General features: G+C 67.0%; 18 protein-coding genes. 12 read left to right on the plus strand and 6 right to left on the minus strand.

From position 1 onward, the window contains the following. The first annotated feature begins 25 nt into the window (after nt 1-25). The 5 genes from ACP2AD_RS11035 (at nt 26) to ACP2AD_RS11055 (ending at nt 1,962) form a co-directional block, all read left to right on the plus strand. Nucleotides 26-532 carry a hypothetical protein gene (locus ACP2AD_RS11035; protein WP_425231157.1) on the plus strand — a complete coding sequence of 169 codons (507 nt, stop codon included), beginning with the start codon at nt 26-28 and terminating at the stop codon, nt 530-532. Then, the gene (locus ACP2AD_RS11040; RefSeq protein WP_425230102.1) at nt 516-875 is read left to right on the plus strand and encodes a phage holin family protein; all 360 of its coding nucleotides are present in this window, start codon (nt 516-518) and stop codon (nt 873-875) included. The genes ACP2AD_RS11035 and ACP2AD_RS11040 overlap by 17 nt, the downstream gene beginning before the upstream one ends. Beyond that, nucleotides 872-1,228 carry a phosphatase gene (locus ACP2AD_RS11045; RefSeq protein ID WP_425230103.1) on the plus strand — a complete coding sequence of 119 codons (357 nt, stop codon included), beginning with the start codon at nt 872-874 and terminating at the stop codon, nt 1,226-1,228. The genes ACP2AD_RS11040 and ACP2AD_RS11045 overlap by 4 nt, the downstream gene beginning before the upstream one ends. Next, a complete protein-coding gene (locus ACP2AD_RS11050) occupies nt 1,221-1,658 on the plus strand; it encodes a hypothetical protein (protein WP_425230104.1) in 438 nt (145 codons plus the stop codon). Before ACP2AD_RS11045 ends, ACP2AD_RS11050 begins: the two co-directional genes overlap by 8 nt. 91 nt (nt 1,659-1,749) lie before the next feature. Continuing rightward, entirely contained in the window at nt 1,750-1,962 is a 213-nt protein-coding gene (locus ACP2AD_RS11055; protein WP_425230105.1) for a DUF4170 domain-containing protein, read from the plus strand. A gap of 43 nt (nt 1,963-2,005) precedes the next feature. On the opposite strand, the gene ACP2AD_RS11060 is transcribed toward ACP2AD_RS11055, so the two are convergent. From ACP2AD_RS11060 to carA, 5 genes are all read right to left on the minus strand, one after another. Continuing rightward, the gene (locus ACP2AD_RS11060) at nt 2,006-2,596 is read right to left on the minus strand and encodes a rhomboid family intramembrane serine protease (protein ID WP_425230106.1); all 591 of its coding nucleotides are present in this window, start codon (nt 2,594-2,596) and stop codon (nt 2,006-2,008) included. Nucleotides 2,597-2,637: 41 nt separating this feature from the next. Continuing rightward, nucleotides 2,638-3,114: a transcription elongation factor GreA gene (greA, locus tag ACP2AD_RS11065; protein ID WP_425230107.1), complete on the minus strand. Its 477-nt coding sequence runs from the start codon at nt 3,112-3,114 to the stop codon at nt 2,638-2,640. Nucleotides 3,115-3,186: 72 nt separating this feature from the next. Beyond that, a complete protein-coding gene (gene carB / locus ACP2AD_RS11070) occupies nt 3,187-6,531 on the minus strand; it encodes a carbamoyl-phosphate synthase large subunit (protein WP_425230108.1) in 3,345 nt (1,114 codons plus the stop codon). A gap of 1 nt (nt 6,532) precedes the next feature. Further along, entirely contained in the window at nt 6,533-7,159 is a 627-nt protein-coding gene (locus tag ACP2AD_RS11075) for a hypothetical protein (RefSeq protein ID WP_425230109.1), read from the minus strand. Continuing rightward, nucleotides 7,156-8,316 (minus strand): glutamine-hydrolyzing carbamoyl-phosphate synthase small subunit, encoded by a 1,161-nt coding sequence (gene carA / locus ACP2AD_RS11080; protein ID WP_425231158.1) that lies wholly within the window; start codon nt 8,314-8,316, stop codon nt 7,156-7,158. The genes ACP2AD_RS11075 and carA overlap by 4 nt, the downstream gene beginning before the upstream one ends. 88 nt (nt 8,317-8,404) lie before the next feature. Between carA and ACP2AD_RS11085 the strand changes: the two genes are divergently transcribed. After that, nucleotides 8,405-8,857: a GatB/YqeY domain-containing protein gene (locus ACP2AD_RS11085; RefSeq protein ID WP_425230110.1), complete on the plus strand. Its 453-nt coding sequence runs from the start codon at nt 8,405-8,407 to the stop codon at nt 8,855-8,857. 15 nt (nt 8,858-8,872) lie between these two features. Here ACP2AD_RS11085 and ACP2AD_RS11090 read toward each other — a convergent pair whose 3' ends face one another. Next, nucleotides 8,873-9,781, minus strand: coding sequence for an NAD(P)/FAD-dependent oxidoreductase (locus ACP2AD_RS11090; RefSeq protein WP_425231159.1), 909 nt, complete (start codon nt 9,779-9,781; stop codon nt 8,873-8,875). A gap of 76 nt (nt 9,782-9,857) precedes the next feature. Here ACP2AD_RS11090 and trmD point away from each other — a divergent pair, with 76 nt between their 5' ends. From trmD to rpoD, 6 genes are all read left to right on the plus strand, one after another. Beyond that, on the plus strand, nt 9,858-10,592 hold the full coding sequence (gene trmD / locus ACP2AD_RS11095) for a tRNA (guanosine(37)-N1)-methyltransferase TrmD (RefSeq protein ID WP_425230111.1): 735 nt from the start codon (nt 9,858-9,860) through the stop codon (nt 10,590-10,592). After that, nucleotides 10,589-10,981, plus strand: a complete 393-nt coding sequence (gene rplS / locus ACP2AD_RS11100) for a 50S ribosomal protein L19 (RefSeq protein WP_425230112.1) — start codon at nt 10,589-10,591, stop codon at nt 10,979-10,981. The genes trmD and rplS overlap by 4 nt, the downstream gene beginning before the upstream one ends. A 127-nt stretch (nt 10,982-11,108) precedes the next feature. After that, on the plus strand, nt 11,109-12,401 hold the full coding sequence (locus ACP2AD_RS11105) for a DUF418 domain-containing protein (protein ID WP_425230113.1): 1,293 nt from the start codon (nt 11,109-11,111) through the stop codon (nt 12,399-12,401). A gap of 78 nt (nt 12,402-12,479) precedes the next feature. Beyond that, on the plus strand, nt 12,480-13,919 hold the full coding sequence (locus tag ACP2AD_RS11110; protein WP_425230114.1) for a DUF418 domain-containing protein: 1,440 nt from the start codon (nt 12,480-12,482) through the stop codon (nt 13,917-13,919). A gap of 87 nt (nt 13,920-14,006) precedes the next feature. Beyond that, nucleotides 14,007-15,869, plus strand: a complete 1,863-nt coding sequence (gene dnaG, locus ACP2AD_RS11115; protein ID WP_425230115.1) for a DNA primase — start codon at nt 14,007-14,009, stop codon at nt 15,867-15,869. Continuing rightward, nucleotides 15,869-17,908 (plus strand): RNA polymerase sigma factor RpoD, encoded by a 2,040-nt coding sequence (gene rpoD / locus ACP2AD_RS11120; RefSeq protein ID WP_425230116.1) that lies wholly within the window; start codon nt 15,869-15,871, stop codon nt 17,906-17,908. Before dnaG ends, rpoD begins: the two co-directional genes overlap by 1 nt. Nucleotide 17,909: the final 1 nt, after the last annotated feature.

A 17,909-nucleotide genomic window follows, 5' to 3' on the forward strand; every position in this document is an offset into this window, starting at 1 on the left:
GAACGGCTAGAAAGGACCATTGACCGTGGCCGAAGAAGACACCACCCGCCCGACGACCGACGGCGAGACCCAGACGCCGCCTGAAGGCACCGAGTTCACCCCCGCCGTCCCCCTCAAAAATTCGGATGTCGAGTTCGAGAGCGACGCCGGCGGCGGCGGCGGCATCCGCCAGCAGCTGACCGATGCGTCGGGCAAGGTGACGACGCAGGCCCGCGACCGGGTCCGCTCCTTTGCCGAGATGGGCAAGGAACGAGCCGGCGGCGCGCTCGACCAGCTGGCGGAGATGCTGACCGACGCCGCCGGGCAGGTCGACGGTGCGATCGGCGAGCAATACGGACAATATGCCCGCTCGGCCGCCGAACAGGTTCAGGGCTTCTCCCAGTCCGTTCGTAACAAGGATCTGGACGAGCTGGTCGGCGATGCGCGCGAGTTGGTCCGCAAAAGCCCGGCGATCGCGATCGGCGCCGCCGCAGCCGTGGGCTTTGTGCTGGCACGGCTGATCCAGTCGGGGCTCGATGCCGAGCGCACCTGATCTCCACACCACGCCGGCGCATGTGGACGAGGGGGTCTCCACCCTCGTCCATCGCGCGGTCGCGGATGCACGCGAGCTTGCGCAGGCCGAAATCGCCTTGGTCAAGGCCAAGGCGAACGAGCGGATCGGCGCGTTTGCAAGCGCCGCCATCTTCTTCGGTGCCGCGGCAGTGCTCGCCCTGTCGGCGGTCACCGCCTTGCTGGTCGGGCTGATCCTGTCATTGGCGACACTGATCGGGCCGCTGGGCGCGACGGGCGTCGTGGTGGTGGTCACGCTGCTCATCGCGGCCGTGCTGGCGTTTGTGGGCAAGGGCAAGCTGGCGCCCGCGAAGGGGCTGACATGACCGACGCGCCCGACCCCGCCGCCGACATCCGCGCCGCGGAGCGTCGCGCGGCTGCCGCAAAGGAGCGGCTGACCAACGACCTTCACCGTCTCCAGGTCAAGCTGAACCCAAAGGCGCTCGCGCTGGACGCCGCGCGCACTGCGGCGGACCGCGGGCAGAGCGCTGCGGAGTCTGGGCTCGACTATGCGCGCGCCAACCCGGCGCCGGTTGCCGGAGTGGTCGCGGTCACCGGACTTTTCCTGTTCCGCAAGCGCATCATCGGCCTGTTCCGCCGCAAGAAGACAAGCGCGGCGCGCGCACAGGCCCGCTCCGTCGAAAATAACCCTCACCCCAAGGACAGCGACCATGACTGACACCCGCAACCCGCCCCGCCCCGACACGAAGCGCCCTGAAACGGCCGGAACGCTGGAGCGGACCCGCGACGCCGCTGCCGATGCGGCGCGCCGGACTGTCGAAGGGATCGAGGCAAATCCCCTCGGCATCCTGGTCGGCGGCCTCGCCGTCGGCGTCCTTGCGGGCGCGTTGCTGCCGCGCAGCGATCGCGAGAAGGAGCTGCTCGCTCCGGTCGGCAAGCGGCTGGGCGACACCGCCCGCGCCGCGATCGCGACCGCCAAGGAACAGGGACTGAGCGAGCTGCAGACCCGCGGCTTCACGCGCGACGCCGCACAACAGCAGGTCAAGAATCTGCTCGGCGGCATTGGTGCCGCCGTGACCAGCGCGGGAACCGCTGCAGCCCGATCCGCGACCGGCAAGAGCCGCAGCGACGAGCCGGAACACGGCTGATCGCCCCGCCGCTCGTCTGGGGACGCTCTTTTCTCAAGAACGTCCCCCTCGCGCTGGCTCTCCACTACAGGCTCCGCTAGGGCGCGCCGCCATGAGCAAGCTCCACCTCGTCTTCGGCGGCCGCGTTAGCGATCCGCAAGGCCTCGACTTCGTGGACCCCGCCGGGCTCGACGTGGTCGGCATCTTTCCGGATTACGCCTCGGCCGAAAAGGCCTGGCGCGGCGCCGCGCAGCGTTCGGTCGACGATGCGGAGATGCGCTACGTCGTGGTTCACCTGCACCGCCTGCTGGAGCCCGGGCTCTAGCCGGGTTAGGCTCAATCGGCCCCGCGACACGCGCTATTCGCGCTCACGCACCGCGCCACTTCCACGCCAGCAGCGGCCGGCTCGCCGCAACTCCGGCCGCCAGGCCGCCAAGCGGCTCGACCAGCATCACCGACATGTCCAGCGCGCCGCTCGCCAGCGCAAAGACGCCCTGGACGACCGCCCAGAGCAGCGCCAGTGCCGCAACCTGCTTGAACCGGCTGCCCGTAATCGTGATCGGCAAGGTGCGGGGGATGCCGTAAAGCATAAGATAGCCGCCGACGATCGCGAACAGCGCGCCGCTGCCGCTGAACCCCGGCGTCGCGGACCCCGGCGTCAACAGCAGCCGCGCCAGCGCGCCGCCATAGGCGCCGACGACGAACAACATAGCCAGCCCGACGCCGCCTAGGACGCGTTCGACATACCGTCCGGCGATCAACAACAGGACCGCGTCGAAAGCGGCGGCAAACACCCCGAGCTGCGCACCCTGCGACACGAGCGGCGAGAGCAGAGCGACGATGGGCGCGTCCCGCCAGCCCGATAGAAAAGCGGCGGGCGAGAATACCAGCCCCAGCGCGGTCGCCGCGACGTCGCTCGACAAAGCCACCAACAGCGCCGCGAACACCGTCAGCGCCACCAGCGCATCGGTCGTGCGCCCGCGCGGCAGGTCGATGCCGTTCAGACGAACTCTACCTTCGACACACTGTACCAGCGATCACCCGAAGGCACCGTCACCTCGACCTCTTCATCGACGCGCCGTCCGATCAGCGCCCGCCCGATCGGCGAATTGTAGGAGATGCGGCCCTTGCTCGCGTCCGCCTCGGTCTCGCCGACGATCTGATAGCGGATCGGCTTGTCGTCCTCGTCGAGCAGCGTCACCGTCGCGCCGAACACCACCTTGTCCCCCGACAATTCGCGCGGGTCGATGATCTGGGCGCGGCTGAGCTTGCCCTCGATGTCGGAGATCGTCGCTTCGTTCTGCCCCTGCTGCTCCTTGGCGGCATGGTATTCGGCATTTTCCGACAGGTCGCCATGCGCGCGCGCTTCCTCGATCGCGTCGACGATCAGCGGGCGTTCCGTTTTCAGGCGCTTCAACTCGGCAGTGAGCTTCTCATAACCCTCCTGCAGCATCGGCATCTTGTCGACGGTGGCCATCGCGTTTCCCCAAATCCTTGCCCCCAAGCGGTCCCGGAAGGGCCGCCCGCACCTGTTCCGGTCTGTCGGGGGTCAATCGTGCGAGCGCGAATGATATGACTGCAGCGGCCGTACTTCAAGGTCGGCGCGCGGTCCGTCTCCCGCCGCCGCCGCGATCGACCGCGCCGCCTGCAGCGCGGCCGAGGCGGTGGTGAAGTACGGCACCTTGTTGGCGAGCGCGCTCGCGCGGATCGGCTGCGAGTCCTTCAGGCTCTGCCACCCCTCGGTCGTATTGATGATTAGCGCGATGCCGCCGTCGGTGACGCGGTCGACGATGTGCGGGCGGCCCTGGGCGACCTTGTTGACCCGTGCGACCGGCAGCCCGGCACGGAGCAGGTGATCCGCCGTCCCGCCGGTCGCGACGATCGTGAAGCCGGTCTCGACCAGCGCCTTCACCGCCGGCACGATCATCGCCTTGTCCCCGTCCTTGACGCTGACGAACACCGTTCCAGCCCGTGGCAGCACGGTGCCGGCGCCAAGCTGCGACTTGGCGAAGGCGGTGGTGAAATCCGCGGCGATCCCCATCACCTCGCCGGTCGATTTCATCTCCGGGCTCAACACCGGGTCGGTGCCGAGGAAGCGATTGAAAGGGAAGACCGCCTCCTTGACCGCAAAATAATCGATGTGGCGGTCAATGCGCGGCAGGTCGGCGAGCTTCTCGCCAGCCATCACCCGCGCGGCGATCTTGGCGACAGGCGCGCCGATCGCCTTGGCGACGAAGGGCACCGTGCGGCTGGCGCGCGGGTTTACCTCGATCAGGTATACCTCGCCGCCCTTTATTGCGAACTGGACGTTCATCAGCCCGACGACGCCGAGGGCGCGGGCAAGCGCGTCGGTCTGCCGCTCGATTTCGGCGATGATCTCCGCGGAAAGCGAATAGGGCGGCAGCGAGCAGGCGCTGTCGCCCGAGTGGACGCCCGCCTCCTCGATGTGCTGCATGATTCCTGCGACCACGACATCGACGCCGTCCGCCAGCGCATCGACGTCGACCTCGATCGCGTCGCGCAGATACTGGTCGATCAGCACGGGCGCGTCACCCGACACCTGCACCGCGGTGGCGATGTAGTTATCGAGCTGCTGCTCGCTGTCGACCACCTCCATCGCCCGCCCGCCGAGCACGTAGGAAGGCCGCATCAGCACCGGGTAGCCGATCCGGCTGGCGGCCGCGACCGCCTCATCCCGGTTGCGGGCGAGGCCGTTCAGCGGCTGCTTCAACCCCAGCCGCGCGACCAGATGCGCGAACCGCTCGCGGTCCTCCGCCAGGTCGATCGCGTCGGGCGAGGTGCCGAGGATCGGGATGCCAGCCTTCTCCAGCGCCCGCGCCAGGTTGAGCGGGGTCTGGCCGCCGAACTGGACGATGACGCCGGCCAGCGTCCCGTTCGACTGTTCGACATGCAGAATCTCCAGCACGTCCTCGGCGGTCAGCGGCTCGAAATAGAGCCGGTCTGAGGTGTCGTAGTCGGTGCTGACCGTCTCCGGATTGCAGTTGACCATGATCGTTTCGAAGCCCGCATCCGCCAAGGCAAAGCAGGCGTGGCAGCAGCAATAGTCGAACTCGATCCCCTGCCCGATCCGGTTGGGCCCGCCGCCGAGGATGACGATTTTGCGCCGCTCGCTCGGGCCGCTCTCATCCTCCGGTTCGCCGAAGCTCGGCGCCTCGTAGGTCGAATACATATACGGCGTCTTGGCCTCGAACTCGGCGGCGCAGGTGTCGATGCGTTTGAACACCGGCCGCACGTTCAGCCGGTGGCGGAGCGCGCGGACCTCCTCCTCGGTCACGCCGCCGGTCATCGCCACCACCGCCTCGTGGATCAGCCCCGAGCCGCGCGCGATGCCACGCTCCATCCCGCGCAGATTGGCCGATTGCAGCGCCAGCCACGCCAGCCTTTTGTCGCTGAACCCCATGCTCTTGAGCCGGCGCAGCCCCGCAGCCTCGATCGGCAGGCCGTCGGCCATCACCCCGGCCTCGGCCGCGACGATTTCGGCGATGCGTTCGAGGAACCACGGATCGTATTTCGCGATCGCGTTGATCTCGGCGACCGTCATGCCTTCACGAAGGGCTTGCGCCGCGACCAGCAGCCGGTCGGGCGTCGCCACCGCCAGCGCCGCCTCGATCTCCGCGCGCGGCGCTCCGACCAGCCGGTCGACCATGTTGAAGCCCGACAGCCCCGTCTCCAGCCCGCGCAGCGCCTTTTGTAGCGACTCGTGGATATTGCGCCCGATCGCCATCACCTCGCCGACCGACTTCATCGCGGTCCCGAGCACGGCCTCGGCGCCCTTGAACTTCTCGAACGCAAACCGCGGGATCTTGGTGACGACATAATCGATCGTCGGCTCGAACGCCGCCGGCGTCGCCCCGGTGATGTCGTTTTCGATCTCGTCGAGCGTGTACCCCACCGCCAGCTTCGCCGCGACCTTGGCGATCGGAAAGCCCGTCGCCTTCGACGCGAGCGCCGACGACCGCGACACGCGCGGGTTCATCTCGATCACGATCAGCCGGCCGTCCTTGGGGTTGACCGCGAACTGGACGTTGGAGCCGCCCGTCTCCACCCCGATCTCGCGCAGGCACGCGATGCTCGCGTTGCGCATGATCTGATATTCCTTGTCGGTCAGCGTCAGCGCCGGCGCGACGGTGATGCTGTCGCCGGTGTGGACCCCCATCGGATCGACATTCTCGATTGAGCAGATGATGATGCAATTGTCCGCGCGGTCGCGGACCACCTCCATCTCATATTCTTTCCAGCCGAGCAGCGACTCCTCGATCAGCACCTCGGTAGTCGGCGAGGCGTCGAGCCCTTTGCGGACCAGATCGACGAACTCCGCGCGATTATAGACGATGCCCCCGCCCGTGCCGCCGAGCGTGAAGCTCGGCCGGATGACGGCGGGCAGCCCCGTCACCTCCAGCCCCGCCAGCGCCTCCTCGACCGAGTGCGCGATCGCCGACCGGGCGCTTTCCAGCCCGATCCGCGTCATCGCCTGCTTGAACTTGAGCCGATCCTCCGCCTTGTCGATCGCCTCCGCATCCGCGCCGATCATCTGGCAGCCGTACTTCGCCAACGTCCCGTCGTTGAACAGCGCCAGCGCCGTGTTGAGCGCGGTCTGCCCCCCCATCGTCGGCAACACCGCGTCCGGCCGCTCCTTCTCGATGATCCGCGCGACGACGGCAGGCGTGATCGGCTCGACATAGGTCGCGTCCGCCAGCTCCGGATCGGTCATGATCGTCGCCGGGTTGGAGTTGACCAGGACGACGCGATAGCCCTCTTCCTTGAGAGCCTTGATCGCCTGCGTGCCCGAATAATCGAACTCGCACGCCTGCCCGATGACGATGGGCCCCGCGCCGATGACGAGGATGGAGGAGATGTCGGTGCGTTTGGGCATGTTAGCTCAACATTTTCCCGACGAGGGCGCCGAGTAGCGCCTTGGCCAACTCCGCAATAGCTGGGTTGCCGTATTTGGCGATTAGTTCGTCCAGTGCGCGGACCAGAACCTCGTAAAGCAAGTAGGCTCTGAACTGGCCGGATAATATAAGCTCACGGCCTGCCTTGAGCTGTCCTAGCAGGCGTTCACGCATGCCCGGCGACTCGGGCGACCCGTTGTCTGCCTCCAGTGTCTCAATCACATTCGTTAGAGAACGGTCAGTCTCATCCACCTGATTGTGGGTAAGAGAGACAATACGGTCCGACGCGGGCACTTCAACAATATCTCTGACTGAGCCGATCCGGTACCGGGCTGTCATTATATCAGCAGTGGACAGACCCTCTGCGACTTCGATACCAGCATCCGTGAGCGTATAGAAATCATCTGAGTTTTCAGAGTTCTCAATGCTGACTAGCTGATGTTCTGCAAGTGCATCCAGCAGTCGTCGCAAGTAACCCTTGGAGAATATCTCGTCAGTTCTCTTATGGATCGGTGAAACTTGAAGCGACGTGTAATCGGAATCGAAATACAATGCGTCGTGTAAGGCGGCGACGGCAATTAGCTTCGCTTCTCGAAAATGTGGCCTCACGACAACATCCCCACAAACCGCGGGAACAGATACATGCTGTCCTGCGGCCCCGGACTCGCCTCGGGGTGGTATTGCACGCTGAACACCCGCCCGCCGTCCAGCCCCAGCCCGGCGTTGCTGCCGTCGAACAGCGATACATGGGTCTCGTGGACGGCGGCGGGCAGGCTGTCGCGCTCGACGGCGAAGCCGTGGTTCATGCTGGTGATCTCGACCGCGCCGTCGGCGAGCCGCTTGACCGGATGGTTTGCCCCGCGATGCCCTTGGAACATCTTGGTCGTTCGCCCGCCCACCGCCAACGCCAGCAACTGATGCCCTAGGCATATTCCGAACAGCGGCTTGCCTGTGTCGAGCATCGCGCGGATCACCGGCACGGCATACTCGGCGGTGGCCGCGGGATCGCCGGGGCCGTTGGACAGGAAGTAGCCGTCCGCCCCGAACGCCTCGATCTGCTCCCAAGAGGCGGTCGCTGGCACCACCGTCACCTTCGCGCCCGCCAGCGCCAGGTTGCGGAAGATATTGTGCTTAGAGCCGTAATCGACCGCGACGACGTGCCGCCCGCCAGCATCGTCGCTTGCGTCGTAGCCGAACCCCAGCCGCCACACGCCGCCTTGCCAGCCGAAGTGCGTCTGGGTCGACACCGACTTCGCCAAGTCCATCCCCTCCAGCCCCGGCCATGCCCGCGCCATCTCCAGCAGCGCAGGCACGTCGAACACCCCGGCGGCCGAATGCGCCACCACCCCGTTCGGCGCACCGCCCGTCCTGATCCGCCGTGTCAGGGCACGCGTGTCGATCCCCGCCAGCCCGATGCGCGCATGCCGCTGCATCCACCCGTCCAGCCGCTCGACCGCGCGGAAGTTGCTGGGCGCGGTCACGTCCTCGCGCACGATCATGCCGAGCGCATGCGGCCGGTCCGCCTCCACATCGTCCGGGTTGGCGCCGACATTGCCTATATGCGGAAAGGTGAAGGTGATGATCTGCCCCGCGAACGACGGGTCGGTCATGATCTCCTGATAGCCGGTCATCGCGGTATGGAAGCATACCTCGCCGACCGCCTGCCCCTCCGCGCCGAAGCCGCGTCCCCACACGACCTCGCCACTGGCAAGGACCAGACAGCCTGTCGCTCCTTCAGGCGCGCGAAAAGAGGCGGCGTCGGCCATTGCGGGCAGGCACTCCGTTGGAGAAGTCACGATGTCACTAAGCCCCGCCAGCTAGACCGCGCTCCCCGCCCGGTCAATAAGGCCGCGCATGATTCGAGACGACATCAAAGCCGCCCAGATCGCCGCCATGAAGGCCGGCGACAAAGATACTCGCAACGCCGTCAGCCTGATCCAGGCCGCACTCAAGAACCGCGACATCGAGGCGCGCACCCAGGCGAACCCGCCCACCGACGACGCGCTGGTCGTCGAGGTGCTGCAGAAGATGGTCAAGCAACGCCGCGAGTCGATCGCGATGTACCGCCAGGGCGGCCGCGAGGAACTGGCAACGGCCGAGGAGCGCGAGGTCGCGGTCATCGAACGCTTCCTGCCGCAACAGATGAGCGAGGCGGAGACGACCGCCGTGATCGAGTCGATTAAGGCGGAGCTGGGGGCGAGCGGCATGAAGGACATGGGCGGCGTCATGGCGGAGCTGAAAGCCCGTCACGCGCAGACGCTTGACATGAGCAAGGCGAGCGCGCTGGTGAAGGCGGCCCTGTCCTGACCCGGATCTAGGCCGTCACCGCCACAGCGCGCGCCGCTCGGCCAGGTCGTTGCGCAGCGTCGTCGCCGCCACCCCGCCCTCCCCCATCGCGTGGCTGATCTGGTCGAGCCCCTTGACCACGTCGCCTGCGGCGTAGAGCCCAGGCACGCTGGTGCGCTGGTGATCATCGACGACAAGACAACCATCGGACGAGCCCTTGGCGCCGAGCGACATCGCCAGCTCCGACCGGATCACCGAGCCCAGCGCGGGATAGATGCTGTCGAAGCGGAGGTCGCCTTTCGGCGTCGGCGCGACGATCTGCTCGCCCTCGATCCGGAGTGAGGCGCAAGGGCCGCCGACAGCCTCGATGCCGAGCTCGGCGAGCGTCGCGTGTTCCGTGTCCGACAATTCGAGGTCCTGATCTGGCGCGATCAGTGTCACTTCGCGCGTGTAGGTGCGCAGGAACACTGCCTCTTTGAAACCGTGGGTGCGATTGCCGATCACACCGATATGCTTGTCCGTTATTTCGTAGCCGTCGCAGATCGGACAATAGCGGATCAACCCACGGGCCATCGCCAAATCATGCAACTCGGGCGAGATCGGCGGACCGTTGTTGACGACCCCGGTCGCCAGCAGGACCGATGCGCCGGTGATTGTGTCGCCGGTCGCCAGCCGCGCCGAGAATCCGCCCTCTACCTGCTCCAATTGCTCGACCAGGCCGTGCTCCACCTCGATGCCAAACTCCCGCGCTTGCTCACGCATCCGCTCCAGCAGCTCCGTTCCCGCGATACCGCCGGGATAGCCGGCATGGTTGCGCGTGCGCGGGATCCAGGTGACGCGGCTCTGCCCCGCATCGACGACGCGGACGGTCAGGTGGAAACGCGCAAGGTAGATGGCGGCGGTCACACCCGCCGGCCCGCCGCCCACCACCAGGCAATCGATCATGTCCATGGCCGCGACAAGCCCTGAAGACGCGCTTCGTTCCGCTTGCCACCGTGCGCCCGGCCGAACAGGAAGGGGCATGACGTTCGCGGCGACCATCCTGACCCTCTATCCGGAAATGTTTCCAGGGCCGCTCGGGCAGTCGCTCGCCGGGCGGGCTCTACGCGAGGGCCGATGGTCGTTGAACACGGTTCAGATCCGCGACTTCGCGGCCGACAAGCATGGATCGGTGGACGACAAGCCCGCGGGCGGTGGCGCGGGCATGGTGCTGCGCGCCGACGTCGTGGCAACGGCGCTGGACAGCGTGTCGGATGGGCATCCTGTCCTGGCACTCACGCCACGCGGCCCGCCGCTGACGCAGTCGCGCGTAAAGACGCTCGCGGCCGGACCGGGCGTAGTTCTGCTCTGCGGCCGGTTCGAAGGCTTTGACGAGCGACTATTCGAGCGCCGCGCGATCGAGGAGGTGTCGATCGGCGACTATGTCCTGTCGGGGGGCGAGGTGGCGGCGCTGGTACTGCTCGACGCTTGCATCCGCCTGTTGCCCGGCGTAATGGGCGCGCCCGCAAGCGGCGTGGACGAGAGCTTCGAAACGGGACTGCTCGAATACCCGCATTATACCCGTCCCGTCACCTGGGAAGGGCGCACGATCCCCGAAGTGCTGCGATCGGGGGATCATGCGAAGATCGTCGCCTGGCGTCACGCCCGGTCGGTCGAGGATACACGGCTAAGGCGGCCGGACCTTTGGGAGCGCCACGTCGGTGCTCGGGTCGGGTCGCCCTCTGGCGCGCGGCACAGGACGGACGACGAGACATGAACCTGATCCAGCAGCTCGAGGCGGAGCAGATCGCGAAGCTGACCGCGACCCGCTCCATTCCAGATTTCCGCCCCGGCGACACGCTGCGCGTCGGCGTCAAGGTGATCGAGGGCGACCGCACCCGCGTCCAGGCCTATGAGGGCGTGTGCATCGCCCGCGCCAACAAGGGCATGGGCTCCTCCTTCACCGTCCGCAAGATGAGCTTCGGCGAGGGTGTCGAGCGTGTCTTCCCGCTCTACTCGCCGTCGATCGACGCGATCGAGGTGGTGCGCAAGGGCGCCGTGCGCCGCGCCAAGCTCTATTACCTGCGCGGCCGCACCGGCAAGTCGGCGCGTATCGCCGAGCGCCGCGACAATCGCCCGGCCAAGGGCAGCGTCGCGGCCGGGTAATCACGCACGGGTCAACGCCCGGAACAGCAGGGAGAGCGGCGGGACGGCCTGCCGCCCCCGCTTTGCTGTCCGACGTGGCGTTGCAAAGCTGTCCGTCCCATGTGAGCCTGCCCGAGGGGAGGAACGGGTGACCGATCTCGCGCGCGACCTGCCTGTCGAGCCGGACGGCGCGCCGCGGATCGTGTCGCTCGACGTGATGCGCGGGATCGCGATCCTCGTCATCCTGTTCACGAACATCGCAGGGATGGGCGGGACACTGGCGGCGTCGCACGACCCGCTGCCGTCGCTGCTCGGCTGGAGCGTTGCGGACCGTGTCGCCTGGACGCTGCAGCAGACTGTCGCGAACGGCAATATCGCGCGGGCGCTGCTGGAGATGCTGTTCGGCGCGGGCATGGTGATGCTGACCGCGCGGATGAGCGCCGTGCGCTATTACTGGCGTAGCGCGGTGCTGGCCGCTATTGGCCTCGCGCATGTCTGGCTGTTGCTCTGGCCGGGCGACATCCTCCATATCTACGCGCTGTCGGCGATGATCGCCTATCCGTTGCGAAGGCTGCCGGCACGCTGGCTGATCGTGCTCGGGCTGACCTTCAGCGCCTATGGCGCCGTGACGACGGGCGCAAACCTCCACAACGTCATCATCGGCAACGCGGTGGTGGAGCAGGCGCGGGCGCATCAGACCGAGGGGGTGGCGCTGACGCAGAACGAGCAGGACGAACTTGCCAACCTCGACTGGTGGCACGGGCAGCAGGCGACTTTCCGCGCCTATCACGTCCATGAAGTGGCCGAGCGCAGCGCCGGCTACAGCGGCTGGCGCGCGGTGATGACCGGCGACTGGCTCAAGCGCTACCGCGACCGGCGCGCGGCGCTGCTGATGTATTGGGAGCCGATCGCGACGATGCTGATCGGCGCAGCGCTGTTCAAGCTCGGCATCCTGCAGGGGCGACGCGACCGGCGATTTTACCGGCGCATGACGATGGCTTGGTACGCGGTCGGGGTGCCGATCCTGATGATCGAGACCATTTTCAACGCGCGGCAGGACGACACCGTCACCTATGCCTGGGCACTCAACGAGGTGGGGCGGCTGGCGACGACGCTCGGGCATGTCGGGTTGATCCATTTGATTCTTGGTGGCCGCCGGGCGGCGCTGCTCAAGCCCTTTGCCGCCGCGGGACGCACCGCCCTGTCGCTCTACATCCTGCAGACGCTGATCTGCCTGTGGGTGCTATATCCGCCCTGGGCGCTCGCGCTATTCGGGCGCCAGGGCTGGGCCGGGCTGATGCTGACGGCGCTCGCGGTCGATGCGGCGCTGCTCATGGTGGCGGTGTGGTGGACGCAGCGCTACCCGATCGCGCCGGTGGAATGGGCGTGGCGATCGCTCGCGGGCGGACGGGCGCTACCGTTTCGGCCAATTACGCCGTGAGCTGTTGCATTCGGATAATACACCGCTAGCATGGAAGGCGCCGCGGGGAGACGGCGCCGCGATCAAGGGGATGAGGCCATGATGACGACCGCGGCGGAGGCGACGACGCCCGCCGAGCCCGATGGCGCGCCGCGCCTCGCGATCCTCGACATCATGCGGGGAATCGCGATCCTCGGCATCCTGTTCATGAACATCAACGACATGGGCGGCTCGCTGTGGGCGTCGCAGGTCGATTTCAAGTCGATCGGATGGTCGGGCGCTGACCAGGCCGCCTGGATCGCGCGCGCGGTCCTGGCGGATGGGACAGCACGGTGCCTGCTAGAGATGCTGTTCGGCGTCGGGATGGTCATCCTGACCGACCGATTCTCCGCCGCGCTCGGCGACCGTGAAATCACGGCTGGTCGCTGGCGGGTCGTGATCGGCCGGGTGTTCGGGCCAGGCGCGGTGCTGCGGCAATATTACTGGCGCAACTTCGTCCTGTTCCTCTTCGGGTTGATCCATATCTTCATCCTGCTGTGGCCGGGCGATATCCTCCACACCTACGGACTGGCAGCGATGGTGGCTTTCCTGTTCCGCCGGCTTAGCGCGCGCTGGCTGCTCGGGATCGGACTGATCCTCGCGGCCTTGCAGCTGTTCGGCCAGGGGAGCTATCTCTATCTGTCCGCCCTGCCTCACCGCGCGCAGCAGGACGCCGCGATCGCGCGCCAACATGGCGGCCAGCCGGTATCGGCAGCCGATCGCAAGCTGATCGACGAACGGCTGAAGCGCGATGCCGACCGCGCGAAAAGCAAAGCGGAGGATGCTCAGCGCATGGCGGCCGAGAATCGCGCCCGCGGCGCGCCGACCGCCACCACCGCTAGCTGGGCTTCAAAGCAGGTCGAGATGTTGCTGTTCTTCTGGGGCTTTTTCGGCGGCATCTTTCTCGAATGGGCATGGGTCTGGGAGGCGGCCGGCACGATGCTGATCGGTGCCGCCCTGTTCAAGCTGGGCGTGATCCAAGGTGCGCGGAGCCGCCGCTTCTATGCCGGGCTGCTTGCCGGCGGCTATCTGATCGGCGGCTTCGCGCGTGCGGCGGGAGCATGGCATGAAGCCTATGGCGTGCCGGGGCCGAACATGGGCTGGGACCATCAGGAGTTCGCCCGCCTCGCCATGACGCTTGGGCATATCGGGCTCATCAACCTGCTGGTCGCAAGCATCGCAGGCGCGCGGCTGCTCAAGCCGTTCCAGGCGGCGGGACGGACGGCGCTGTCGATCTATGTCGCGCAGACATTGGTCTGCCTGTGGGTACTGTACCCGCCCTGGGGGCTGGCGCTGTATGGGCGGCAGGGATGGATGGCGCTGATGCTGACTGCGCTTGGCGTCAACGCGGCGCTGCTGTGGGGCGCGAACGTTTGGGTGAAGCATTACCGTATCGCGCCGGTCGAGTGGGCGTGGCGGTCCATCATCTCCGGCCGAAGTTTGCCCTTTCGGCTACGCAAGCGGTCCGCGGGAAGCGCACCGGTGACGGCGGCTGCCTGATCACGCCGCGTTCGACCAGCTGCGCGCGGTCCCACAAGGCCCCTCGCAAGCCGGGCGGTAATCCGGCATAGTCGGCGGGGCCGCGCCATGACCCTCACCCCCGCCTTTCTCGACGAGCTTCGCACCCGCACCTCGCTGTCCGCGCTGGTTGCGAAGACAGTCAAGCTGACCCGCGCCGGGCGCGAGATGAAGGGCTGCTGTCCATTCCACAACGAGAGGACGCCGAGCTTCTACGTCAACGACGACAAGGGTTTCTATCACTGCTTCGGCTGCAGCGCGCATGGCGACGCGATTCGGTGGATGACCGATCAGCGCGGGCTGCCGTTCATGGATGCGGTCAAGGAGCTGGCGGGCGCCGCCGGGCTGGAGGTGCCTGCCCCCGACCCGCGCCAGCAGGAGCGGCAAGAGCGCGCCAAGTCGCTCCACGACGTCATGCAGGCCGCCGCCGACTGGTTTGTGCAGCAGCTGGGCGGGCTCGACGGCGCGGCGGCACGCGAGCTGCTCGACCGGCGAGGCATCGACGACGGGACGCGGCGCGCGTTCGGCTTCGGCTTCGCCCCCGACAGCCGCGGCCGGCTCCGCACCGCGCTGAAGGCGTTTGGCGACGCGATGCTGATCGAAGCGGGGTTGCTGATCCAGGTCGAGGGCAAGGACCCTTACGACCGGTTCCGCGGCCGGCTGATGATCCCGATCCGCGACGCGCGGGGACGCGTGATCGCATTCGGCGGGCGCGTCATCGGAGACGGCGAGCCGAAATACCTCAATTCGCCCGACACGCCGCTGTTCGACAAGGGGCGAACGCTCTACAATCTCGACCGCGCCGCGCCTGCCGCGCGCAAAGCGGCACGCGTGATCGTCGTCGAGGGCTATATGGACGCGATCGCGCTCGCCCGCGCCGGCATCGACGAGGCGGTCGCGCCGCTGGGCACCGCCCTGACCGAGGCGCAGCTGGAGCGGCTGTGGCGTCTGGCGGACGTGCCGCTGCTCTGCTTCGATGGCGACAGCGCGGGACAGAAGGCGGCGCTCAGGGCGGCGCACCGCGCGCTGCCCATGCTGCAGCCAGGGCAGAGCCTCAGCTTCGCGACGCTGCCGCCGGGGCAGGACCCCGACGACCTGGTCCATACCGGCGGCGTCCATGCCGTTGAGCCGGTGCTGCGCGCTGCCGAGCCGCTCGTGCAGCGGCTATGGCTCAGCGAGCTGACGCGCGAACCACTCGACACGCCTGAGCAGCGCGCGGGGCTGCGCCAGCGGCTGACCGAGATGGCGCAGACGATCGCACATCCCGGTGTGAGGGCGGAGTATCTGGCCGACTTTCGCCGCCGCTTCGACGCGCAGTTCGCCCCCGCGCGCCGCGCCTTCAAATCCAGTGGTCCACGTCCCAAAGGCGGGTGGAAGGAGCCCTCCGCCCCCGTTTCTGCCGATGCAAAGGCGGTCCGTGCCGCCGGGATTGACCGCGTCCTCGCCAAGGCGGTGCTCGCCGGGCTGATCCGCCACCCGGCCGAGATCGCCCGCCACCTCGAGGTGCTGGGCAGCCTCAAATTGGCGGATGGCGCGCTGGGGCGCCTGTTTGAGGCGGTGGTCGATGTCGCGGTCGAGGACCGGCAGGTTGATAGCGCACGATTGCGCACCATATTGGCGCGATCAGGGTTCGACGGCATCGCCGCCGAACTGCTCCGCGCCGACACGACGCCCTATTCTTTTACCCAGGCCGGCGGCGATCCCGATCGCGCCAGCGCCGACCTGGACGAGGCGATCGCCATTCTGGTCACCCGGCCGGAGGTGGACGAAGCACTGGCCGCGGCGACGGCGACGATGCAACAGCGCTTTACGGACGAGGCGTTCGAGCGGCAGATCGCGCTGGTGCAGGAGCGGCAGGCGTTGGAAATGCGGCTTGCAAACCTATGTCAGGCAAACGAAGACGCCCGCGCGGGCGCGACTGAGGGCGATTGATGGCGAAGACGAACGGCAATGCTGGCGAGGATGCGGGCGTGGAGGTGCAGGATGCGCCGCTGCTCGACCTCAACGACGCGTCGATCAAGAAGGTGATCGCCCGCGCCAAGAAGCGCGGCTACATCACCTACGACCAGCTCAACGAGGCGCTTCCCCAGGGCGAGATGTCGTCCGACCAGATCGAGGACGTCACCGCGGCCTTGTCCGAAATGGGTATCAACATCGTCGAGAATGACGAGGCGGGTGAGGACGGCGACGAGCAGGACGCCGCCGACGACGAGGTCGAGACCGTCGACGCGGAGGCCGACACCGGCGCGCCGGTGCCCGAGAAGAAGAAGGAGACGGTCGATCGCACCGACGATCCCGTCCGCATGTACCTGCGCGAGATGGGGGCGGTAGAGCTGCTGTCGCGCGAGGGCGAAATCGCCATCGCCAAGCGGATCGAGGCGGGCCGCGACACGATGATCCTGGGGCTGTGCGAAAGCCCGATTACCTTCAACGCGATCATCGACTGGTCGACCCAGCTCAACGAAGGCACGATGCAGCTGCGCGAGATCCTGGATCTCGACGCGATGCTGTCCAAGGGTCCGTCGGCCGAGCAGGTCGAGGCGGCCGAGGGCGACGAGAACGACGAGATCAGCGAGAAGACCGCCGGCGCGACCTTCAAGGAAGAAGAGGACGTCAAGGAAGAGGCGCCCGTCGACGCCGACGAGGACGACGAACTGACCGAACGCCGCACACCGCGCCCCTCCGACGACGAGGAGGAGGACAATACCCTCAGCCTCGCGCAGATGGAGGAACAGCTCAAGCCCCAGGCGCTGGAAAGCTTCGCCAACATCACGGCGATCTACAAGAAGTTCTCCAAGGTTCAGGGCAATCGCCTTGACGCGATGAGTGCGGGCGGCGAGCTCTCGGGGTCGGACGAGCGCAAGTACCACAAGCTGCGTGAGGAGCTGACCGCCGAGGTCGAGAGCGTCCAGTTTCATCAGGCGAAGATCGAATATCTGGTCGACCAGCTTTACGCCTACAACCGTCGCCTGACCGCGCTCGGCGGCCAGATGCTGCGCCTGGCGGAGCGTCACAAGGTACCCCGCAAGGATTTTCTCGACCGCTATGTCGGCCACGAGCTGGACGACACTTGGCTGCAGGCGGTCGGCAAGCTCGACAAGAAGTGGACCGCATTCGCGGTCAACGAGGCCGACGCGGTGGACCGCATTCGCATCGAGATCAGCGAGATCAGCCAGCAGACCGGGATGGCGCTCGCCGAGTTCCGTCGCATCGTCAACACGGTGCAAAAGGCGGAGCGCGAGGCGCGCATCGCCAAAAAGGAGATGGTCGAGGCGAACCTGCGTCTCGTCATCTCGATCGCCAAGAAATACACCAATCGGGGCTTGCAGTTCCTGGACCTGATCCAGGAGGGCAATATCGGCCTGATGAAGGCGGTCGACAAGTTCGAGTACCGGCGAGGCTACAAGTTCTCGACCTATGCGACGTGGTGGATCAGGCAGGCGATCACGCGGTCGATCGCCGACCAGGCGCGCACGATCCGTATCCCGGTCCACATGATCGAGACGATCAACAAGCTGGTCCGTACCAGCCGCCAGTTCCTCCACGAGCAGGGCCGCGAGCCGACTCCGGAGGAGATGGCGGAGCGCCTCTCCATGCCTTTGGAAAAGGTGCGGAAGGTGATGAAGATCGCCAAGGAGCCGATCAGCCTCGAAACGCCAATCGGCGACGAGGAGGATTCGCATCTCGGCGATTTCATCGAGGACAAGAACGCGGTCATCCCGGTCGATGCCGCGATCCAGGCGAACCTCAAGGAGACGGTGACGCGGGTGCTCGCGTCGCTGACCCCACGCGAGGAGCGCGTGCTGCGCATGCGCTTCGGCATCGGCATGAACACCGATCACACGCTGGAGGAGGTCGGTCAGCAGTTCAGCGTCACTCGTGAGCGGATCAGGCAGATCGAGGCCAAGGCGCTGCGAAAGCTGAAACATCCGAGCCGCTCGCGGAAGATGCGGAGCTTCCTCGACCAGTAAC

This window comes from Sphingomonas sp. (assembly GCF_965248875.1).
Taxonomy (GTDB): Bacteria; Pseudomonadota; Alphaproteobacteria; order Sphingomonadales; family Sphingomonadaceae; genus Sphingomonas.

Bases quoted from the DNA above. Each gene is read 5' to 3' on its own strand.
- ACP2AD_RS11040 (WP_425230102.1), top strand. From the start codon at position 516: ATGCCGAGCGCACCTGATCTCCACACCACGCCGGCGCATGTGGACGAG.
- ACP2AD_RS11045 (WP_425230103.1), top strand. From the start codon at position 872: ATGACCGACGCGCCCGACCCCGCCGCCGACATCCGCGCCGCGGAGCGT.
- ACP2AD_RS11050 (WP_425230104.1), top strand. From the start codon at position 1,221: ATGACTGACACCCGCAACCCGCCCCGCCCCGACACGAAGCGCCCTGAA.
- ACP2AD_RS11055 (WP_425230105.1), top strand. From the start codon at position 1,750: ATGAGCAAGCTCCACCTCGTCTTCGGCGGCCGCGTTAGCGATCCGCAA.
- greA (WP_425230107.1), bottom strand. From the start codon at position 3,114: ATGGCCACCGTCGACAAGATGCCGATGCTGCAGGAGGGTTATGAGAAG.
- carB (WP_425230108.1), bottom strand. From the start codon at position 6,531: ATGCCCAAACGCACCGACATCTCCTCCATCCTCGTCATCGGCGCGGGG.
- carA (WP_425231158.1), bottom strand. From the start codon at position 8,316: ATGGCCGACGCCGCCTCTTTTCGCGCGCCTGAAGGAGCGACAGGCTGT.
- ACP2AD_RS11085 (WP_425230110.1), top strand. From the start codon at position 8,405: ATGATTCGAGACGACATCAAAGCCGCCCAGATCGCCGCCATGAAGGCC.
- ACP2AD_RS11090 (WP_425231159.1), bottom strand. From the start codon at position 9,781: ATGATCGATTGCCTGGTGGTGGGCGGCGGGCCGGCGGGTGTGACCGCC.
- trmD (WP_425230111.1), top strand. From the start codon at position 9,858: ATGACGTTCGCGGCGACCATCCTGACCCTCTATCCGGAAATGTTTCCA.
- rplS (WP_425230112.1), top strand. From the start codon at position 10,589: ATGAACCTGATCCAGCAGCTCGAGGCGGAGCAGATCGCGAAGCTGACC.
- ACP2AD_RS11110 (WP_425230114.1), top strand. From the start codon at position 12,480: ATGATGACGACCGCGGCGGAGGCGACGACGCCCGCCGAGCCCGATGGC.
- dnaG (WP_425230115.1), top strand. From the start codon at position 14,007: ATGACCCTCACCCCCGCCTTTCTCGACGAGCTTCGCACCCGCACCTCG.
- rpoD (WP_425230116.1), top strand. From the start codon at position 15,869: ATGGCGAAGACGAACGGCAATGCTGGCGAGGATGCGGGCGTGGAGGTG.